Here is an 18,212-nt window from a genome sequence, read left to right as displayed (position 1 = left end):
GGCAGTTCAAGCATCATCAGCTGGATGCGTCCGTCAGACGGCAGGTCGGTGCGCGAGAGAAAACTTGCACACGGCGGGGAAACTCGTCGAAGCGCTCGCCAAACTGGTGGCGCAAGGCCAGGAAGCCGATGACATCGTCCGGCGTCGACAGGCCCCAGCCCACCGCGCGGTCAAGGCCTCGCCGGGTATGGGCCAGCAGCCTGTCATGCGGCCAATCCTGCTCGCTGAGATGGCAGGTCTGCCGCACGATGGCGGCAATCCCTCCCTCGCTGGGCACCAGGTTGCGGCGCAGCGTGCGCTGCATTTCCAGGGTTGAAATTTCCATCATGGCGAAGACACCTCCCATTGCCTGTTGTCCAGGCGCGCCAGGCCTGTGACGTGGTCCAGAAACTTGCGCTGCGCCAAGCCGACCCAGATCCCCTCGGGATGCGGTGCCAGGCAGGCGAGGATGCTGTGGCCGTGGAACCAGTCCCCCAGATGCGCCGGGTCGAACTGCGCCAGCAGGCGAGGCAGCACGCGCGGGTCGTAAAAGCGCAGCCACAGCCGCTGGCCGCCGTCTCCCCTGGCCTGCAGAAACCGCTTGAGATGGCGCTTGAGCGCAGGGGCCGGCAGCCGGCTGATCAGGAAAATGCCCCAGTGCGCCTGCCAGCCCTCCAGCGGCCAGCGCTGGAACAGGGGGCTGCCTGCATGCACCCGCAGCAGATAGGGCGCGTAGCGCGCATAGCGGGCGGCGGGCATTCCGTCATACAGGCAGGTGATGCCGGACTGCGGCGGCTCGGCCAGGAGGGCGTCATGCAGGTGCTCATCCGCCGCCGCGTCCACGACGGCGTAGAGCAGGCCGTCATAAGTCGCCGCAGTCTTTTGCAGCACGGCCCGGCGGGCCATTTGGAGAGCTCCGGGAAGGCAGAGGGCGGGCGGGTTGAGCTTCGGCATGGCGATTCAGTCCTCCATGGCCGACACGAAGGCGGCCCCCGATTGCGCGGCTTCGGCCAGGCACCGGCCCGCATTCGCACCGATCCAGACGGTGGTGCAGCCCGAGACGACCACGCCGCCGTGCACGGTCCTGTCCCCCATGCGGGCCGCGGGCCTGCCACCGATCAGTACCGTGGCTTCGCCTTCGGCCAGGGCATCGGGCGGTGAACGGGGGCACAGCGCCTTGTCCGTGACCCTGGCCGCCGGCATGCCGCCGATGAGCACATTGGCCTGGCCGGAGAGAATGGCCCCGCCCCCGTGGGCGGGGCAGGCATGCATGTCGCCCACTCTTGCTGCAGGTTGTCCCATGCGAGTGCCCCGGGTTCAGCAGTTGATCTTCACCAGCGGCGACTTGATCTCGACCATGGCCGCAGAGATCTCGATGGAGCTCGCCCCCGACTGCAGCCGGATGCTTTGGGTGCCGGTGACGATGACCTGTTGCCCATCGACCGTCAGCGTGGTGCCCGCCGCCAGGGCCAGCTGTCCGCCCGCATCGAGCAGGCTGTTGGCGCCCACCCGCAGCGCGTGGTCGTTGCCGACGTTGACCGACTGGTCCTGCCCTACCTCGGTGCTGTCATTGTTCTGGATGGTGCTGCTGCGGTTGTGGCCCACGACGAGGCCTTCATCGTTGCCAACCTGCGCGCTGCGATTGCGCCCCACGGTCCGGCTCCAGTCCATCCCCACGCTGTCGCTTCGCAGGACACCCACGTTGCTCATCAGCACCGCGCCCACGTTGAGGTTGTAGGCACACCCCACGGTGACCATCTTGAACAGGCCCGTGCCCTGCGTGTAGCCGATGCCCACGGTTTCGGATTTCATGCGCCCCGTGGCCAAGGTCCAGTTGCGGCCGATGCTGTCGCGCCCATTGGCATCCACGGTTTTCGTGCGGTTCTTGCAGATGCGGATGCTTTCATCCAGGTCCACCGTGCGCGTGCGGTTCTGGTGGACGGTGAGGGTCTCGTCCAGGTCCACCACCTCCGTGCGCCAGCCGTGCACGTCGATCTTCTCGTTGCGGCCCACGGTCTCCGTGCGGTCCCGGTGGATGACGTTGGTCTCGTCCCGGTCCACGGTCTTGCGCCGGTCGTTGCCCACCCATTTGTCCTCGTCGTTCTCGACTTCGGTGAGCTGGTCCTTTTGCGCATGCAGCCACAGCTGTTCTTGCCCGGCCTTGTCCTCGAAGCGGATGGCATTGGCGTCGCCCGGGCCGTTCTTCATGCCCGCGCCCGGTGCGCCGCCCTTGCTCGACCGCGTCTTGATGCCCGATTGCGTGGCATTGGCAGGCAGCGCCCAGGGCGGCATGTTGGCCGCGTTGTAGACGCAGCCCGTGACGATGGGGTAGTCGGGGTCGCCATTGAGGAAGTCCACGATGACTTCCATGCCGATGCGCGGGATGGAGATAACGCCAAAGCCTGTGCCCGCCCATTGGGTGGCAACACGTATCCAGCAGCCGGAGTTCTGGTCCTTCTTGCCCAGGCGGTCCCAGTGGAACTGCACCTTGATGCGGCCGTATTCGTCGGTCCATATCTCCTGCCCAGCAGGGCCCACGACGACGGCGGTCTGCGGGCCGGTGGTGCGCGGCTTGGGCGTGGTGCGTGCAGGGGTGTAGGCAAGACTCGTGGGCTGGGCCTGCAACTCGTAGCGCTGGAAGGAGCCTTCTTCCTTGGCGCCGTCCCGGGCACTCGGTGCGGATGGGACGCCACGTACGCTGGTGATCGCGCTGACGCGAGGGTTTTCTTTCAGGTGGTAGCTCAGGCCGGTGATCAGGTACTGCTGGTTCTGGTCGCCGCGCGGGTAGTTGCAGAGGCTGAAGGTGTAGCCCGTGGCCAGCGCCCGGTGGCAGGACTGGCCCCGCACCCGGCTTTGGCCCGTGAGGCTTTCCTTCAGGCGCACGCGGATGTAGGCCTCTCCATCGCCGTACTCCGTGTAGCCGCCCGGCCATTCGTAGGTTTCATGGCCGTCGTGCGCATGGCCTGGTGGGTCGCGCCGCAGGTGGGTGAGGTCGGCCCGGGGCTTCTTGAAGTCGTAGTCGTCGCTGTAATGGCGGCCCGATTTGATTTCCTGCTCCAGCTGCCAGGCGTGGATGTTTTCCTGGTCGCCTGCAGCGGCTTTTTCGGGGGGATAGAAGGGAATGGATTCGCCGCCTGGCAATGCGCCATGCGAGGCAATGATGTCGTCGCACAGCACCAGGGTGTGTTCTCCCATGGCATGCGCGAAGTGGTAGTAGATGCCTTCGTGCTCCATCAATCGCGAGACAAAGTCGCAATCGCTTTCGTTGTATTGAACGCAATAGTCCCAGCTGCGATAGGCGCGCGTGAGTTTCTTTTGCAGGGGATGGCCATAGACGCCCAATACCTGCTCGATGATGTCGGGCACGGTCTGGTTCTGGAAGATGCGAAAGTCGCTCTTGCGCGTGGCCAGCCACAGCCAGGGGCTCAGGCGCGCCTTGTAGGCGTAGTGGCGGTGGTCCTGGCCCTGCATGCCAAAGCGGGTGACGATGCCGTCGATGAAGCGCCTGCCACCGCCCTGGGTTTCTATTTCTATGGTGGCGTTTTTGCCCAGTAGGGCCTTGGGATCGATGCTTTCGCTTTCGCTGAGCATTTCCACATCGAGGTTGAAGAGCTGGCTGATGTTTTCCTGGCCGCGCAATTCACGGAAATGCAGTTCATCGCCCAATGGCGTATGGATGGTGACTCGGCGTGTCATTGGTGCTCGCGCCCTGTCGGGGCGCCCTCCCGGTCTTTCGATATGGAAAGATCATGGAAGAATGAGCCGCCCCATGGAAATTCCAGTTTCTGCCGAAAAATAGGATTGCCAAAGGGAAGTTGCCGGCTCTCCCACCCGGAACGGGCTTGGGAAAAGCCTAGGACAAGCGGCCGGAGCAAGGGCCTTCATGATGTGCTGCCGCCACACATCGCCCCGGCTGGCCGCCCCCGGATCAGGGCGCCGCACGCCCGCGCAGCCGCTCAGGGGTTCACAGTGTCCTTGCGATGATCTCCTTCATGATCTCGTCGCTCCCCCCGTAGATGCGCCCTATGCGCGCATCGGTCCAGGCGCGGCCGATCTGGTATTCGGTCATGTAGCCGTAGCCGCCGTGCAGTTGCAGGAATTCGTCGAGCAGGCGGTTTTGCAGCGCCGTGGCATTGAGCTTGACCATGGCGGCGCGGTCGGGGGCGAGCGCGCGGCGCAGGTGCAGGGCGATGCAGTCGTCCACGAAGACGCGCAGCATGGTGGCCTGGGCCTTGGCCTCGGCCAGCTTGAAGCGCGTGTTCTGGAAGTCGAACACCGGCTGGCCGAAGGCCTTGCGCTCGCGCGTGTAGGCAATGGTCTTGTGCAAAAAGGCCTCGATGGACGCGGCGGCGCGCACGGCCACCACCAGGCGCTCCTGGGCCAGTTCGTGCATCAGATACCTGAAGCCCGCGTTCTCCTCGCCCAGCAGGTGGTCGGCCGGCACGCGCACGTTGTCGAAGAACAGCTCCGAGGTGTCCTGCGCCATGAGGCCGATCTTCTCGAGCTTGCGGCCCTTGGAGAAGCCGGGCATGCCGTCCTCGACCACGATCAGGGACACGCCCTTGGCACCCATCTCGGGCGCGGTCTTGGCGACGACGATGACCAGCTCCGAATTGATGCCGTTGGTGATGAAGGTCTTCTGGCCGTTGAGCACGTAGTGGTCGCCCTCGCGCCGCGCCGTGGTGCGCACGGATTTCAGGTCGCTGCCCGCGCCGGGCTCGGTCATGGCGATGGCGCCGATCAGCTCGCCTGCGGCCATGCGCGGCAGCCAGCGGTCCTTCTGCGCCTTGCTGCCGTAGGCATGGATGTAGGGTGCGACGATGTCCGAATGCAGCGGAAAGCCCAGCCCGCTGGCGCCCGTGCGCGCGATCTCCTCCAGCAGCACGGCCGCATGGCCGAAGTCGCCGCCGCCGCCGTAGGGCTCGGGCAGCATGGGGTTGAGCAGGCCCTCGCGCCCGGCCTTGCGCCAGACCTCCTTGGGCACGATGCCCTGGCGCTCCCATTCGGCATGGTGGGGCACGATCTCGCGCTCGAAGAAGCGGCGGGCCTGCTCGCGGAACTGTTCATGGTCTTCGCGGTAGACGGAGCGCTCGGTCAGGTCTTGCATGGGTCGGTATCCGGTGGTTGTCGGTGAGGAAAGACGGTGAAGGGCCGTTCAGGCGCTGCGCAGGTTGAAGCCCGCGTGGGGCTGCTCGCGCAGCCTGTCCTTGAGCACGCGGCGCAGCAGCTTGCCCGTGGGCAGGCGCGGCAGCTCGTCCACGAACTGCAGGCGCTGCGGGCGCTTGAGGCGCGAAAGCGTGGCGCCGGCCTCGGCGACGATGGCGCGCGCCATCTCGGCACTGGCCGCATGGCCCTGGCGCAGCACGACCACGGCCATGGGCTGCTCGCCGAAGTCGGGCTCGGGCACGCCGACCACGGCCACCTCCTGCACGGCCGGGTGCGTGGCCAGCGCGTTCTCTATCTCCTGCGGATAGAGGTTGACGCCGCCCGACAGGATGAGGTCCGCCCGCCGGTCGCTGAGGAAGAGGTAGCCCTCTTCGTCCACATGGCCCAGGTCGCCGTAGGTGGCCCAGCCTCGCTCGTCGATGGCCTCGCGGGTCTTGGCGGGGTCGTTGAGGTAGGCGAAGGGCGCCACGTCCGAGAAGAACACGCGGCCGATCTGGCCTGCAGGCAGCTCCTGCCCGTCGTCGCCCACGATGCGCAGCCGACCGTAGCTGGCGCGGCCCACGGAGCCTGGGCGCCGGCGCCATTCGGCGGAGTTGATCAGGGTGATGCCGCAGCCTTCGGAGCCTGCGTAGTACTCCAGCAGGATGTCGCCCCACCAGTCCAGCAGCGCCTGCTTGACGGCCACCGGGCAGGGCGCGGCCGCATGGATGGCGCAGCGGTGGCTGGACAGGTCATAGCCGCGCCGCACCTCCTCGGGCAGCTGCAGCAGGCGGCCCAGCATGGTCGGCACCCATTGGCTGTGGGTGATGCGGTAGCGCTCGATCATCGCCAGCGCCTGCTGTGCGTCGAAGCGCGCCGTGATCACCACCGCGCCGCCGCCGTCCAGCGTGCGCAGGCAGTAGCGCAGCGGCGCTGCGTGGTACAGCGGCGCGGGCGAGAGGTAGACCGCGTCGGCATCAAAGCCCATGTTGCGCTGCCAGGCCAGGAATTCGGGATCGGCCTGCGTGCGGTAGAGCGCCGCCGGCAGCGCCTTCTTGATGCCCTTGGGCCGGCCCGTGGTGCCGGAGGAGTACAGCAGGTCGCGCCCCAGCGGGCGGCCCGACAGGTCGATGGGCGCAGGCGCCTGCGCACGCCAGGCGGCCAGGGCATCGGCCAGCGACGGCAGGCCCGTGGATGCGCAGTCTCCGTCCACCGAATGCACGGTGGCCGCCAGCGCAGCCGGCAGCTGCGCCGCCGTGGCGGCGGAGGCAAAGACATGGCGCGCCCCGCTGTCGCCCAGGATGTAGGCCACCTCAGGTGCCGTCAGATGGGTGCTGATGACCACCGCGTACAGGCCCGCCAGGCGCGCGGCCAGCACCAGCTCCAGGATCTCCACGCGGTTTTCCATCAGCACGGCCACCGTGTCGCCGGCCGCCAGGCCCTGCCCGGCCATCCACTGCGCCACCTCGCGCGAGCGCTGCGCCAGCGCGCCCGCCGTGTGCTGCTGGCCGCTGTCGCCCATGGTCAGCGCAACGCGGTCGGGCCGGGCATCGGCCCAGCTGTGAAAGTCATGCACGCCTGTCTCCTTTGCTTTTTTGAATCCAACGTCTCGAATTCATCGGGTTTTCAGCAAGTATTTTTGTTTACGCTCGGTTTTTCATCCGGGAAAACGCTTTGTTCAATGCAAATTTCGAGACTTATCATTCATTTCATGAACCTCCAGTCTCATTAAATCCGCATGAACACTCCCGTCATCGTCGATGCCATCCGCAGTCCCATGGCCCGGGCCAAGCCCGATGGCGCCCTGGCCCAGCTCCACCCCGTCGATCTGCTCAGCCAGGTGCTGGAGCAGCTCGTGCAGCGCAACCGCATCGACCCCGGCGCGGTGGACGATGTGATCACCGGCTGCGTGAGCCAAGCCGGCGAGCAGGCCGGCACGCCGGGCCGCCTGGCCTGGCTGGCCGCAGGCCTGCCGGCCCATGTGCCGTCCACCACCATCGACCGCAAGTGCGGCTCCAGCCAGCAGGCGGTGCACTTTGCCGTGCAGGCCATCATGTCGGGCACGCAGGACATGGTGATCGCCTGCGGCGTGGAGTCCATGAGCCGCGTGCCCATGGGCAGCTCGCGCATGGGGCAGAACACCACGGGCGCGCGCTTCGATGCGCGCTTCGCGCCGGGGCTGGTGGGCCAGGGCGTGTCGGCCGACCTCGTGGCCGCGCGCTGGGGCCTGGGCCGCGAGGAACTGGATGCCTATGCCGCGCGATCGCACCAGCGCGCCCATGCGGCCCAGTCGGCCGGGCACTTCGAGCGCGAGATCGTGGGCATCACCACGCCTGCCGGCCTCGTCACGGCCGACGAGACCATCCGCCCGGGCACCACGGTGCAGAAGCTGGGCGCGCTCAAGGCCGTGTTCCAGAACGACGAGCTGTCGGCGCGCTTTCCGCAGATCCGCTGGCACACCACGGCGGGCAATGCCTCGCAGATGACCGACGGCGCCAGCGCCATGCTGCTGATGAGCGAGAAGCGCGCCCAGCAACTGGGCCTGCGCCCGCGTGCGCGCTTCGTGGCGCTGGACGTGGTGGGCGACGATCCGCTGTACATGCTCACGGCCCCCATTCCCGCCACGCGGCGCGTGCTGGCCAAGGCCGGCATGCGGCTGGAGCAGATGGACCACTGCGAGATCAACGAGGCCTTTGCCTCCGTGCCCCTGGCCTGGCTGAAAGAGCTGAGGGAACTGGGCGCCGACCCCGAGCGGCTGAACCCGCGCGGCGGCGCCATCGCCCTGGGCCATCCGCTGGGGGCCTCGGGCATCCGCCTGATGACCACCATGCTGCACGCGCTGGAGGACAGCGGCGCGCGCTATGGCCTGCAATCCATGTGCGAGGCCGGCGGCATGGCCAACGCCACCATCATCGAACGCCTGTGAGCCAGGCACCGGAGACACATCCATGCAACTGCAAGAGAACATGACGGCCCTGGTGACGGGCGGCGTATCGGGCCTGGGCGAGGCATCGGCCCAGGCGCTGCTGGAACGCGGCCTGAACGTGGTGGTGGTGGACCTGAACGAGGACCGCGGCGCGGCCATGGTGGACGCCGCCCGCCGGCGCCACGGCAGCCGCCTGCGCTTCGTGAAGGCCGACGTGGCCGACGCCGACCAGATGACCGCCGCCATTGCGGCCGCCGAGGACTTCGGCGAATTCCGTGCCCTGGTGCACTGCGCGGGCGTGGGCGGGCCGCTGCGGCTGGTGGAGAAGGACGGCAGCCCCGGCTCGCTGGACAAGTACACGGGCATCGTGCGCGTGAACCTGATCGGCACCTTCAACACGCTGCGCCTGGCCGCCGCCAGCATGGCGCGCAACGAGCCCGTGCAAGGCGAGCGCGGCGCCTGCGTGCTCACGGCCTCGGTGGCGGGCTATGAGGGGCAGATCGGCCAGATTCCCTATGCGTCGGCCAAGGCCGGCATCATCGGCATGACCATCGTCGCCGCGCGCGACCTGGCCACGCGCATGATCCGCGTGTGCACCATTGCGCCGGGCCTGTTCGACACGCCCATCCTGGCCAAGCTGCCCGACAACATCCGCCAGTCGCTGGCCGCCTCCGTGCCCAACCCCGCACGCCTGGGCCACCCGTCCGAGTACGCGATGACCGCGCTGCACATTCTTGAAAATCCCATGCTCAATGGCGAGACGATTCGCCTGGACGGTGCCATTCGGATGAGTCCTCGCTGAGAAGCGCCCTGGCCCAGCACACGCGCGGAGAAGAAACACCATGTTCAAACGCCTCACGCTGGCGGCTACCGCCTGGCTGTGCGCCACGGCCGCCATTGCAGCCGACGCCTGGCCCACGCGGCCCATCACCCTGGTCGTGCCGGGCGCGGCCGGGGGCTCCACCGACATTCCCGCGCGGCTGCTGGCGCTCAAGCTGGGCGAGCGGCTGGGGCAGCCCGTCATCGTGGACAACAGGCCCGGCGCGGGCGGCTCCATCGGTGCCAGCCAGGTGGCACGCGCGCAGCCGGACGGCTATACGGTGCTGGTGGGCAACACGGGCTCCAACGCCATCAACTACACGGCCTACAAGAAGCTGCCCTACAGGCCCGAGGACTTCGTGGCGCTGACGGACATGATCTCGTTTTCCAACGTGCTGGTCGTGCCGCAGGCATCGCCGGTGCGCTCGCTGGACGATCTGCTCAAGGCCGCGCGGCAGGCGCCGGGCAAGCTGTCGTTCTCTTCGGCCGGCGTGGGCCAGACCACGCACCTCATGGGCGAGCTGCTGCGCGAGCGCACGGGCGTGGACGTGGTGCATGTGCCCTACCGCGGCTCGGCACCGGCGACGGCGGCCATCGTGTCGGGAGAGACGCAGTTCATGTTCGACAACCTCACGGCCTCGCTGGTGCATATCAAGGCGGGCAAGCTGCATCCCATCGCCGTGACGGGCGCGCAGCGCGAGCCCGAGCTGCCCAACGTCCCCACCACCACCGAGCTGGGCCTGCAGGACTTCGACAAGGTCGGCTGGATGGGTTTCTTCCTGCCCGCGCAGACACCGCCCGCCGTGGTGCGCAAGCTCACCGACGGCCTTGTCGCCGTGCTCCGAGACCCCGAGGTGGCGCGCCGCTACCGCGAGCTCGGCGGCCGCCCCGGCGGCATGCCGCAGGCGCAGTTCACCCAGCTGGTGGACAACGACCGCAAGAGCTGGGGCGCGCTGATCACCAGCCGCCAGCTGCAACTCGACTGAACCGATTTCGACGGAGACGCCATGAAGGTGCTGGACAGCGTGCGCGTGCTGGAGATTGGCGGCATCGGCCCGGGGCCGTTCTGCGCCATGCATCTGGCGGACCTGGGGGCCGATGTGGTGTCCATCGTGCGGCCCGAGGCCGGACCTGCTGCGGGCGCCTCCGCGCTGTCGCGCGGCAAGCGCTCGGTGTTCGCCGATCTCAAGTCACCCGAAGGGCGTGACCTGGTGCTCGCCCTGGTGCGCGATGCCGATGCGCTGATCGAAGGCATGCGGCCCGGCACCATGGAGCGCCTGGGCCTGGGACCCGAGGCCTGCCAGGCCCTCAACCCGCGCCTGGTCTATGGCCGCATGACGGGCTGGGGCCAGGACGGCCCGCTGGCCCAGGCTGCCGGCCACGACAACAACTATGCGGCCGTCTCGGGCGCGCTGTGGGGATGCGCGCCGGCCGATGCCCGGCCGGTCTCGCCGTTTGCCACGCTGGGCGACATCGGCGGCGGCGCCATGTACCTGATGACGGGGCTGCTGGCCGGCATCGTGCAGGCACGCGCCACGGGATGCGGCACCGTGGTGGATGCAGCCATCGTCGATGGTGCGGCGCACATGCTCAACCTCATGCTGCACGCGCGCCAGCGCGGGCTGGTGGCCGACGAGCGCGGCCACAGCATCCACGACAGTGCGCCGTTCTACGAAACCTATGCCTGTGCCGATGGCGGCTTCATCACCGTGGGCGCCATCGAGCCGCAGTTCCACGCCCTGCTGCTGGACAGGCTGGGCCTGGCCGGTGCCGCAGCGTTCCAGGGCCCGCAGTGGGACCGCGCCGCCTGGCCCGCGCGGCGCGCGCAGCTGCAGACGCTGTTCGCCTCCCGGCCCCGCGCGCACTGGCAGCAATTGCTGGAAGGCAGCGATGCCTGCTTCGGCGCCGTGCTCAGCCCTGTGGAAGCCGCCAGCCACCCGCACCTTCAGGCGCGTGGCGTCTATCTGCAGCCCGAAGGCGGCGCCCTGCAGGCCAGTCCCGCGCCGCGCTTTGACGGCCAGGCCTATGCGCCGGGTCCTGCGAATGCCGCAGGCTCCGACACCGCCAGCGTGCTGGAGAAGGTGGGCGCAGGCCGCGCGCAGGAAGTCTGGCGCAGCGCCCGCTGATTCACGAGAGGCTGGAGGCGCCCAGCATGCCCTCGACCAGGCGCACCAGCGTGATCAGGCGCGGCCCGGCATCGCTTTCCAGCGCGCGGCTTTGCGGGCTGTAGATGGGCAGGGAGACCGAGAACACCCAGTACTCGCCGTCCTTGGCCGTGGACATGGGCACGGCAATGGACTGGATCTCACGGTGCAGGTCGCCGTGGCTGCGGCAAAAGCCGTGCTCGGCCAGGTCGCGCCGCGCATCGTCGAGCCGCTCGCGCAGTTGCTGGGCGCGTGCGGGATCGTCGGCCTGCAGTTCCGCGATGAAGGCCTCGCGCTCGGCCTCGGGAAGGCTCAGCAGGTAGGCGCGGCCCGTGGCGGTGCGCGACAGCGAGATGTGCACCCCGATCTCGGGCAGGAAGACCTTGTTGGTCAGGCCGTTGGCCAGCTCCACCAGGCACAGCTGGCGGCCGTGGCCCACGGCCAGCTGGATCTGGCCTTCCAGATGGTTGGCCAGCTCCTGCATGTGCGGCCGCGCGAACTGGCGCATGTGCATGCGCGCCAGCACGGGCGAGGACAGGTTCAGCAGCCCCACGCCCGGCACGTACTTGGACAGGCGCTCGGAGTAGCGCATCAGGTTCAGTTCGCACAGGGTGTCGATCAGGCGGAACAGCGTGGGCTTGGGCAGGCCCGTCATGTCCATCAGTTCACGGGCGCTGAGTTCCTGGTGCTTATTGGAAAAGCACTGGAGCACGGAGATGCCGCGCACCAGGGCGGCCACCAGCTTGCCACTGTCTTCTGTGTTCATGAATGGTTTTCGGCACTGCTAAAGATGAAACGATTGTCTCAATTTTCCGGCTGCCGGGCGGCAAATCCACCAGCCTTGCCGCAGTGCAAACCCTGGCGCCCCTGCCGGCCGGCGCAAGCGGCAAGTCCTGGCACGGCACAATTGCCGCATCCGGCTGGCGTTGCGCGCCAGCCACTCACTTTCCAGAGCCTGCCGTGTCCGAACCGTCCTCCGCCGTCCCGCCTCCCGAGCCGCCAGACTACGACGCCTTTTTGCGCGCCCATGTGCTGAGCCAGCCTCTCAGCATCCAGCGCTATGACCGGGAAGACGAAACCATCTGGGTCAAGCGCGCGGGCGCCAGCAACCCGGCATGGCGCTATCGCGCGCTGGCCCTGCTCGCCTTGTGCCTGCGCCTGCCCGTGCTGCGGCCCGTGCCCAATCCCGGCGGCCACGAAGCCATCCGCACCGAGGTACGCCGCCTGCGCCAGCTCGCGCAACGCGGCCTGCGCGTGCCTGCCGTGCTGGCCGAGTGCGAGGACGGCTTTGCCATGCGCCACCTGGGCAGCCCCGGCGTGGAAGCGCCCTCTCTGGGCAATGCCATGGAAGCCGCCCTGCCCCGCGGGGATGGCAGCACGCTGGCGCTGTGGCTGCAGGGCCTGCAGACCCTGCAGCAGGTGCATGGCAGCGGCGACTGCCTGAGCCAGGCCTTTGCGCGCAACATGGTCTGCTGTGCCGATGGCGTGATCGGCTTCATCGACTTCGAGGACGACCCTGCCGCCCACCTGCCCCTGGCGCTGTGCCGCGTGCGCGATGCCCTGTGCTACGCCCACTCCACGGCCTGGATACTGGAGCAGGCCGGCGCCATGCCGGCCGCGCGCACGGCCTGGCGGGACTTCGTGCAGTCCATGGAGCCCGAGACCCGCGCCCTGATGGCGCGCACCGTGAAACAGCTGGCCTGGGTGCGCCGCCTGCCCGAAAGCCGCCGCCTGGGCCGCGACATGCAGCGCGTGCGCATGGCCTACACGCTGGTGACGCCGTAGCGGCAGCGGGCTGCAGGCCTCAGCCGGACCTCAGCCGGGCTTCAGCCGGGCCTCACCGGGCAGATGGCCCAGCGAGGCGCTGACGCGCGCCGCTTCGGCGCGCAGGGCCCGGGCCACCGCGCCCTGCGGGTCCGGGTCGAAGCCGCCGCTGGCGCCCAGCGCGCACAGCACGCCCACCACATGGCCTGTGTAGTCGTGCAGCGGCGCCGCCACGGCGCTGATGCCCGGCAGGTTGACGTCGCGCACCGAGGCGCAGCCCGCAGCGCGGATCTCGCGGCGCAGCGTGCCCAGCGGGTCCGCGCCATCGAGCAGCGCGCGCCGCGCGGCCGGCGCCTCGGCCAGCTCCCGGGCCAGCAGCGCATCCACGCGGGCATCGTCGTCCATGAAGGCGAAGAAGGCGCGCCCCGTGGCCGACCACAGCAGCGACATCACCGAGCCCACGCGCACATTGACGGTGACCGGCAGGCCCGGCTCCTCGAAGCGCACGATGGTCGGCCCCAGGTTGCCCATCACGGCCACGAAGCTGGTGACCTGCAAGGCCTCGCGCAGGTGCAGCAGGGCAGGCTCGGCCAGGCGGATGGGGTCGGACTGCCGCATGGCGGCCAGGCCCACGCGCATGGCCTCGGCCGCCAGCGCGTACTGCGTGCCGCCACGGTCCTGCTCCACCAGCCCCTCGGCCATCAGGCTGGCCAGGTAGCGGTGGACCTTGGCCGGGCTTTCCTCCACCGCGCCCGCGATGGCCGTGAGGCTGGCGCGTCCGCCCAGCGTGGCCAGGGCCTTGAGCACGGCCAGGCAGGTCTCGGCGGCCTGCACGCGCTGGCGCCTTTCGCGCGGCGGCGCGGGCTCGTCAATCTCGGAGGCAACAGTGGAAGTCATGGCGGCAGGACGGGTCTGGAAAGGCCTGTTTTAAGGGCTGGCGGGGCATTGTGCCGCAGCTTGCGGGTAATCCCGGGCGGTGTTTTTACGCAATGCGTAGAAAAATTACGCAAAACAAGATTCCATGGATTCCACCCAGGCCTCACCGGAGACAAGCCCCATGCACAAGCGCCTTTTCCTCACCACACTGGCCGCAGGCCTGCTATCGGCCACCGCCCTGCCCGGCGCGCTGGCCCAGGACGGATTCCCCAGCAGGAACGTGCGCTGGATCGTTCCCTACGCGGCCGGCGGCGGCTCGGACTTCCTGGCCCGCACCATAGGCCAGGCCTGGGGCGGCCAGGTGCACCAGCCCATCGTGGTGGACAACCGCCCGGGCGGCAACACGGCCATAGGTGCCTCGGAAACCGCGCGCGCCGCCGCCGATGGCTACACCGTGCTGTCGGCCGACAACGGCACACTGGTCTTCAATCCCGTGCTCTACAAGAGCCTCAGCTACAACCCCGCCAGGGACCTCGCGCCGGTCACGCTGATGGGCCGCTTCCCGATGATCCTGGTGGCCGGCCCCGGCATGGCAGCGGCCACGGCCAAAGACTTCCTGGCCCAGGCGCGCACCAGCAAGGACGGCGTGAACTACGCCTCGGCCGGTGCCGGCAGCCCGCACCACCTGGCCATGGAACTGCTCAGGGTGGAGGCCGGCCTGAAGCTGGTGCACGCGCCCTACAAGGGCGCGGCGCCGGCCCTGGGCGACGTGGCTGGCGGCCAGGTGCCCGTGATGATGGTGGACCTGGCCGCGGGCGCAGGCTTCATCAAGGGCGGCAAGGTCCGCCCGCTGGCCGTGGCCAACGCCACGCGCCTGCCCCAGTTGCCCGACGTGCCCACCTTCGCCGAGCTGGGCCTGCCCAAGGTGCAGGCCGCCGCCCTGGTGGGACTGGTGGCGCCCGCCAGGACCCCGGCCCCGGTCATCGCGGCCCTGCACAGGCAGGTCGTGGCCGCGATCAACGAGCCCGCCGTGCGCCAGAAGCTCGTGGATTTCGGCGTGGAGCCCGTGGGCAACACGCCCGAGCAGTTCGCCGCGCTGCTGGCCAGCGAAAGCACGCGCTGGCACCAGCTGATCCGCGACCAGAACATCACTTTGGATTGACCCTCCGCGCCTCCTGCCTGCGAACCTGCCATGACTGCCTCCGCCGCCCCCGACACCGCCCCGTCCGCCTTTGCGTCCGCTTTTGCGTCCGGCTCTGCGCCCGCCTCCGCGCGCTGCCCCTTCGACCACCGCCAGCCCAGCGGCCAGACCGGCCCCACGGGCTGCCCCGTCAGCGCGGGTGCCGCGGCCTTCGACCCGTTCAGCGACGGCTACCAGCAGGACCCGCCCGAATATGTGCGCTGGGCGCGCGAGCAGGAGCCGGTGTTCTACAGCCCGCAACTGGGCTACTGGGTGGTCACGCGCTTCGACGACATCAAGGCGGTGTTCCGCGACAACATCGCCTTCAGTCCCTCGATCGCGCTGGAGAAGATCACGCCCACGGGCGAGGAGGCCAATGCCGTGCTGGCCTCCTACGGCTTCGCGCTGAACCGCACCCTGGTCAACGAGGACGAGCCCGCCCACATGCCGCGCCGCCGCGCGCTGATGGACCCGTTCACGCCCGAGGAGCTGCGCCACCACGAGCCCATGGTGCGCGAGCTGGCGCGCGCCTATGTGGACCGCTTCATCGACGACGGCCGCGCCGACCTCGTGGACCAGATGCTGTGGGAGGTGCCGCTGACCGTAGCCCTGCACTTTCTCGGCGTGCCCGAGGAGGACATGGACCGGCTGCGCGAGTACTCCATCGCCCACACCGTCAACACCTGGGGCCGGCCCCGGCCCGAGCAGCAGGTGGCCGTGGCCCATGCGGTGGGCAACTTCTGGCAGCTGGCCGGCAAGGTGCTGGCCAAGATGCGCGAGAACCCCGATGCGCCGGGCTGGATGCAATACGGCATACGCAAGCAAAAGGAGCTTCCCGAGGTCGTCACCGACTCCTACCTGCACTCCATGATGATGGCCGGCATCGTGGCCGCGCACGAGACCACGGCCAATGCCACAGCCAACGCCGTCAAGCTGCTGCTGCAGCATCCCGGCGCCTGGAAGCAGATCTGCGAGAACCCCGCGCTGATCCCCAATGCCGTGGAGGAATGCCTGCGCCACAACGGCTCGGTGGCCGCCTGGCGGCGCCTGGCCACGCGCGACGTGGTGATCGGCGGCGTGGCCGTGCCGGCGGGCTCGAAGCTGCTCATCGTGACCTCGTCGGCCAACCACGACGAGCGGCATTTCGCCGATGCCGACTTCTTCGACATCCACCGCGACAACGCCGGCGACCACCTGACCTTCGGCTATGGCTCGCACCAGTGCATGGGCAAGAACCTGGCGCGCATGGAGATGCAGATCTTCCTGGAGGAGTTCACGCGCCGCCTTCCCCACATGCGGCTGGCCGAGCAGCGGTTCACCTACGTGCCCAACACCTCGTTCCGGGGCCCCGAGCACCTGTGGGTGGAGTGGGACCCGGCCCTCAACCCCGAGCGCGCCCGTCCCGCCCTGCTGCAGGCGCGCCAGCCCGTGCGCATCGGCGAAGCCCTGCAGGGCGGCGCCAGCCGGCCCATGGTCGTGGCCGAGGCCGAGGCCGCCGCCGAAGGCGTGCTGCGCCTGCGCCTGAAGGCCGCCGATGGACACGCCCTGCCGCGCTGGACGCCGGGCTCGCACATCGACCTGCAATGCGGCGACACGGGCCTGTCACGCCAGTACTCGCTGTGCGGCGACCCGCAGGACACCGGCAGCTACGAGATTGCCGTGCTGCGCGAGGCCAACGGCCGTGGCGGCTCGGCCTGGGTGCACGAGCATCTGCACCGCGGCGCCACCGTACAGGTGCGGGGCCCGCGCAACCATTTCCCGCTGGACGAAGGCGCCAGCCACCTGATCCTGGTGGCCGGCGGCATCGGCATCACGCCCATCTCGGCCATGGCACGGCGCGCCAGGGCATTGGGCCTGTCCTATGAGATCCACTACAGCGGCCGGCGCCGCGCGGGCATGGCGCTGCTGGCGCCGCTGCTGGCCGAGCATGGCGCCAGGCTGCATCTGTACGTGGCGGAGGAAGGCCGGCGCGCCGACTACGCCGCCCTGCTGGCCACGCCGCGCGCCGGAGCCCGCATCCATGCCTGCGGACCGGCGCGCCTGCTGGACGGCCTGGAGGCCGCCAGCCGCCACTGGCCCGAGGACAGCCTGCGCGTGGAGCATTTCGTCTCCACCGTGGGGGCGCTGGACCCTGCCAGGGAGCAGGGCTTCGAGGTGGAACTGCGCGCCTCGGGCCTTGTGCTGCAGGTGCGCAACGACCAGACGCTGCTGGACGCCCTGCGCAGCGCGAAGATCGAAGTGCAAAGCGACTGCCGGGAAGGGCTGTGCGGGTCCTGCGAAGTGCCCGTGCTCGAAGGCGAGGTGGACCACCGCGACATGGTGCTCACGCGCGGCGAGCGCGCGGCCTGCACCAAGATGATGAGCTGCTGCTCGCGCGCCAGGAGCGGCAGGCTGGTGCTGGGCCTGTAGCCAGGGCTACAGGGCAGCCCGGCGCCCGCAAGCCCGGCGCCCAGAAACACAAAAGCCCCAAGGCCATCATCGGCAATGGGGCGATCGCATCGGTGGGCGCGCTTCGGGGCGCACCTGCCTCCAACCGGATTACTGGTTGGCGATTTCGAGCTCGGCGTTGCGGGCTTGCTGGATGAAATCGATCAGGGAATAGATTGCTTGGCGCATGGTGAACTTCCTTACTGAGACGCTCAACAATCACTGGCGGCATGCATCTCAAGTGCCGCGAATGCCGGGAAAACCCTCTAAGCGTTTACCCTAGGTCTAAGTATAAACCACTAGATCCACCCGTGCAAAGGCACAGTTGTAAGCGCACGTCAAGATTCCGCAGAGGAGCCCAACTGCGTCCCAATGTCAGGCATGGGATGATTCAGGCTTATGACCGCGCCTTCCGTTTCCCTCGCACCCTGGCACATAGAGCCGCTGAACCCGGCCGAGGCGCCGTGGCCGCTGCTGCTGTCGGCGGATCCGTCGCGGGAGAAGGTGCGCGGCTATCTGGCGGGCTCCACCTGTTTTGCCGCGCGCGAGTCCTTCCAGCGCGAAGGCCAGCCGCCGCGCCCCGGCGGGCGCGGCGAGGTATTGGGCATGTGCGTGCTGGTGCCGCTGCGCGCCAGCGGCGATGAGGCCTCAGGCCCACCCGCCTGGGAGCTGATGAACATCGCGGTTGCGGAATCGCTGCACCACCGGGGCCTGGGCAGCGCCCTGCTGCGGCGTGCCATCGAATGGGCGCGCTCCCAGCGAGCGCCGCGCATCGAGGTCGGCACGGGCAGCTTTGGCGACCAGCTGGTCTTCTACCAGCGCGCGGGTTTTCGCGTGACGGGCATAGACCGGGATTTCTTCCTCAGGCACTACACCACCCAGCTGTGGGAGCGCGGCGTGCAGCACCGCGACATGCTGCGCCTGACGCTGGAGCTGGGCACGGGCCGCTGAG

Annotated in this window: 16 protein-coding genes; 8 read left to right on the top strand and 8 right to left on the bottom strand. The window is 68.9% G+C overall.

Features of this window, described 5'->3' with window-relative positions:
- Positions 1-16 precede the first annotated feature (16 nt).
- The 6 genes from DA1_RS26460 to DA1_RS26435 form a co-directional block, all read right to left on the bottom strand.
- Entirely contained in the window at positions 17-328 is a 312-nt protein-coding gene (locus DA1_RS26460) for a hypothetical protein (protein ID WP_255288205.1), read from the bottom strand.
- Positions 325-885 (bottom strand): DUF4123 domain-containing protein, encoded by a 561-nt coding sequence (locus DA1_RS26455; protein WP_230590694.1) that lies wholly within the window; start codon positions 883-885, stop codon positions 325-327. Before DA1_RS26455 ends, DA1_RS26460 begins: the two co-directional genes overlap by 4 nt.
- Positions 886-939: 54 nt before the next feature.
- Positions 940-1,281 carry a PAAR domain-containing protein gene (locus tag DA1_RS26450; RefSeq protein WP_141831033.1) on the bottom strand — a complete coding sequence of 114 codons (342 nt, stop codon included), beginning with the start codon at positions 1,279-1,281 and terminating at the stop codon, positions 940-942.
- Between the two features lie 15 nt (positions 1,282-1,296).
- Positions 1,297-3,675 carry a type VI secretion system Vgr family protein gene (locus DA1_RS26445; protein ID WP_034389550.1) on the bottom strand — a complete coding sequence of 793 codons (2,379 nt, stop codon included), beginning with the start codon at positions 3,673-3,675 and terminating at the stop codon, positions 1,297-1,299.
- 268 nt (positions 3,676-3,943) lie between these two features.
- Entirely contained in the window at positions 3,944-5,086 is a 1,143-nt protein-coding gene (locus DA1_RS26440; RefSeq protein ID WP_012202629.1) for an acyl-CoA dehydrogenase family protein, read from the bottom strand.
- 48 nt (positions 5,087-5,134) lie between these two features.
- Entirely contained in the window at positions 5,135-6,700 is a 1,566-nt protein-coding gene (locus DA1_RS26435; protein ID WP_034389549.1) for an AMP-binding protein, read from the bottom strand.
- A 162-nt stretch (positions 6,701-6,862) separates the two neighbouring features.
- Here DA1_RS26435 and DA1_RS26430 point away from each other — a divergent pair, with 162 nt between their 5' ends.
- From DA1_RS26430 to DA1_RS26415, 4 genes are read left to right on the top strand one after another with little or no spacing between them, the layout of a single operon-like run.
- On the top strand, positions 6,863-8,050 hold the full coding sequence (locus tag DA1_RS26430) for a thiolase family protein (protein WP_034389548.1): 1,188 nt from the start codon (positions 6,863-6,865) through the stop codon (positions 8,048-8,050).
- Positions 8,051-8,072: 22 nt separating this feature from the next.
- Complete coding sequence (locus tag DA1_RS26425; RefSeq protein ID WP_034389546.1) at positions 8,073-8,852, top strand: SDR family NAD(P)-dependent oxidoreductase; 780 nt, start codon at positions 8,073-8,075, stop codon at positions 8,850-8,852.
- Positions 8,853-8,892: 40 nt separating this feature from the next.
- Positions 8,893-9,855 (top strand): Bug family tripartite tricarboxylate transporter substrate binding protein, encoded by a 963-nt coding sequence (locus DA1_RS26420; RefSeq protein WP_034389544.1) that lies wholly within the window; start codon positions 8,893-8,895, stop codon positions 9,853-9,855.
- A 21-nt stretch (positions 9,856-9,876) separates the two neighbouring features.
- Positions 9,877-10,995 (top strand): CaiB/BaiF CoA transferase family protein, encoded by a 1,119-nt coding sequence (locus tag DA1_RS26415; RefSeq protein WP_034389542.1) that lies wholly within the window; start codon positions 9,877-9,879, stop codon positions 10,993-10,995.
- 1 nt (position 10,996) lies between these two features.
- Here the strand turns inward: DA1_RS26415 and DA1_RS26410 are convergent, their stop codons facing one another.
- A complete protein-coding gene (locus DA1_RS26410) occupies positions 10,997-11,779 on the bottom strand; it encodes an IclR family transcriptional regulator (RefSeq protein ID WP_012202623.1) in 783 nt (260 codons plus the stop codon).
- A 194-nt stretch (positions 11,780-11,973) separates the two neighbouring features.
- Here DA1_RS26410 and DA1_RS26405 point away from each other — a divergent pair, with 194 nt between their 5' ends.
- Positions 11,974-12,798, top strand: a complete 825-nt coding sequence (locus tag DA1_RS26405; protein ID WP_051940479.1) for a BUD32 family EKC/KEOPS complex subunit — start codon at positions 11,974-11,976, stop codon at positions 12,796-12,798.
- Positions 12,799-12,828: 30 nt separating this feature from the next.
- Here DA1_RS26405 and DA1_RS26400 read toward each other — a convergent pair whose 3' ends face one another.
- Positions 12,829-13,674 (bottom strand): IclR family transcriptional regulator, encoded by an 846-nt coding sequence (locus tag DA1_RS26400; protein WP_016450515.1) that lies wholly within the window; start codon positions 13,672-13,674, stop codon positions 12,829-12,831.
- 160 nt (positions 13,675-13,834) lie between these two features.
- Between DA1_RS26400 and DA1_RS26395 the strand changes: the two genes are divergently transcribed.
- From DA1_RS26395 to DA1_RS26385, 3 genes are all read left to right on the top strand, one after another.
- Positions 13,835-14,815 (top strand): Bug family tripartite tricarboxylate transporter substrate binding protein, encoded by a 981-nt coding sequence (locus DA1_RS26395; protein WP_034389537.1) that lies wholly within the window; start codon positions 13,835-13,837, stop codon positions 14,813-14,815.
- A gap of 30 nt (positions 14,816-14,845) precedes the next feature.
- A complete protein-coding gene (locus tag DA1_RS26390) occupies positions 14,846-17,242 on the top strand; it encodes a cytochrome P450/oxidoreductase (protein WP_034389535.1) in 2,397 nt (798 codons plus the stop codon).
- A gap of 417 nt (positions 17,243-17,659) precedes the next feature.
- A complete protein-coding gene (locus DA1_RS26385; protein ID WP_034389533.1) occupies positions 17,660-18,211 on the top strand; it encodes a GNAT family N-acetyltransferase in 552 nt (183 codons plus the stop codon).
- Position 18,212 lies beyond the last annotated feature (1 nt).

This window comes from Delftia acidovorans NBRC 14950 (assembly GCF_001598795.1).
GTDB classification, from domain to species: Bacteria; Pseudomonadota; Gammaproteobacteria; order Burkholderiales; family Burkholderiaceae_C; genus Comamonas; species Comamonas acidovorans.
This window is presented reverse-complemented; position numbering and strand designations above follow the sequence as displayed.

Bases quoted from the DNA above. Each gene is read 5' to 3' on its own strand.
- DA1_RS26425 (WP_034389546.1), top strand. From the start codon at position 8,073: ATGCAACTGCAAGAGAACATGACGGCCCTGGTGACGGGCGGCGTATCG.
- DA1_RS26415 (WP_034389542.1), top strand. From the start codon at position 9,877: ATGAAGGTGCTGGACAGCGTGCGCGTGCTGGAGATTGGCGGCATCGGC.
- DA1_RS26450 (WP_141831033.1), bottom strand. From the start codon at position 1,281: ATGGGACAACCTGCAGCAAGAGTGGGCGACATGCATGCCTGCCCCGCC.
- DA1_RS26390 (WP_034389535.1), top strand. From the start codon at position 14,846: ATGACTGCCTCCGCCGCCCCCGACACCGCCCCGTCCGCCTTTGCGTCC.
- DA1_RS26420 (WP_034389544.1), top strand. From the start codon at position 8,893: ATGTTCAAACGCCTCACGCTGGCGGCTACCGCCTGGCTGTGCGCCACG.
- DA1_RS26455 (WP_230590694.1), bottom strand. From the start codon at position 885: ATGGCCCGCCGGGCCGTGCTGCAAAAGACTGCGGCGACTTATGACGGC.
- DA1_RS26400 (WP_016450515.1), bottom strand. From the start codon at position 13,674: ATGACTTCCACTGTTGCCTCCGAGATTGACGAGCCCGCGCCGCCGCGC.
- DA1_RS26385 (WP_034389533.1), top strand. From the start codon at position 17,660: ATGACCGCGCCTTCCGTTTCCCTCGCACCCTGGCACATAGAGCCGCTG.
- DA1_RS26445 (WP_034389550.1), bottom strand. From the start codon at position 3,675: ATGACACGCCGAGTCACCATCCATACGCCATTGGGCGATGAACTGCAT.
- DA1_RS26460 (WP_255288205.1), bottom strand. From the start codon at position 328: ATGATGGAAATTTCAACCCTGGAAATGCAGCGCACGCTGCGCCGCAAC.
- DA1_RS26410 (WP_012202623.1), bottom strand. From the start codon at position 11,779: ATGAACACAGAAGACAGTGGCAAGCTGGTGGCCGCCCTGGTGCGCGGC.
- DA1_RS26395 (WP_034389537.1), top strand. From the start codon at position 13,835: ATGCACAAGCGCCTTTTCCTCACCACACTGGCCGCAGGCCTGCTATCG.
- DA1_RS26430 (WP_034389548.1), top strand. From the start codon at position 6,863: ATGAACACTCCCGTCATCGTCGATGCCATCCGCAGTCCCATGGCCCGG.
- DA1_RS26440 (WP_012202629.1), bottom strand. From the start codon at position 5,086: ATGCAAGACCTGACCGAGCGCTCCGTCTACCGCGAAGACCATGAACAG.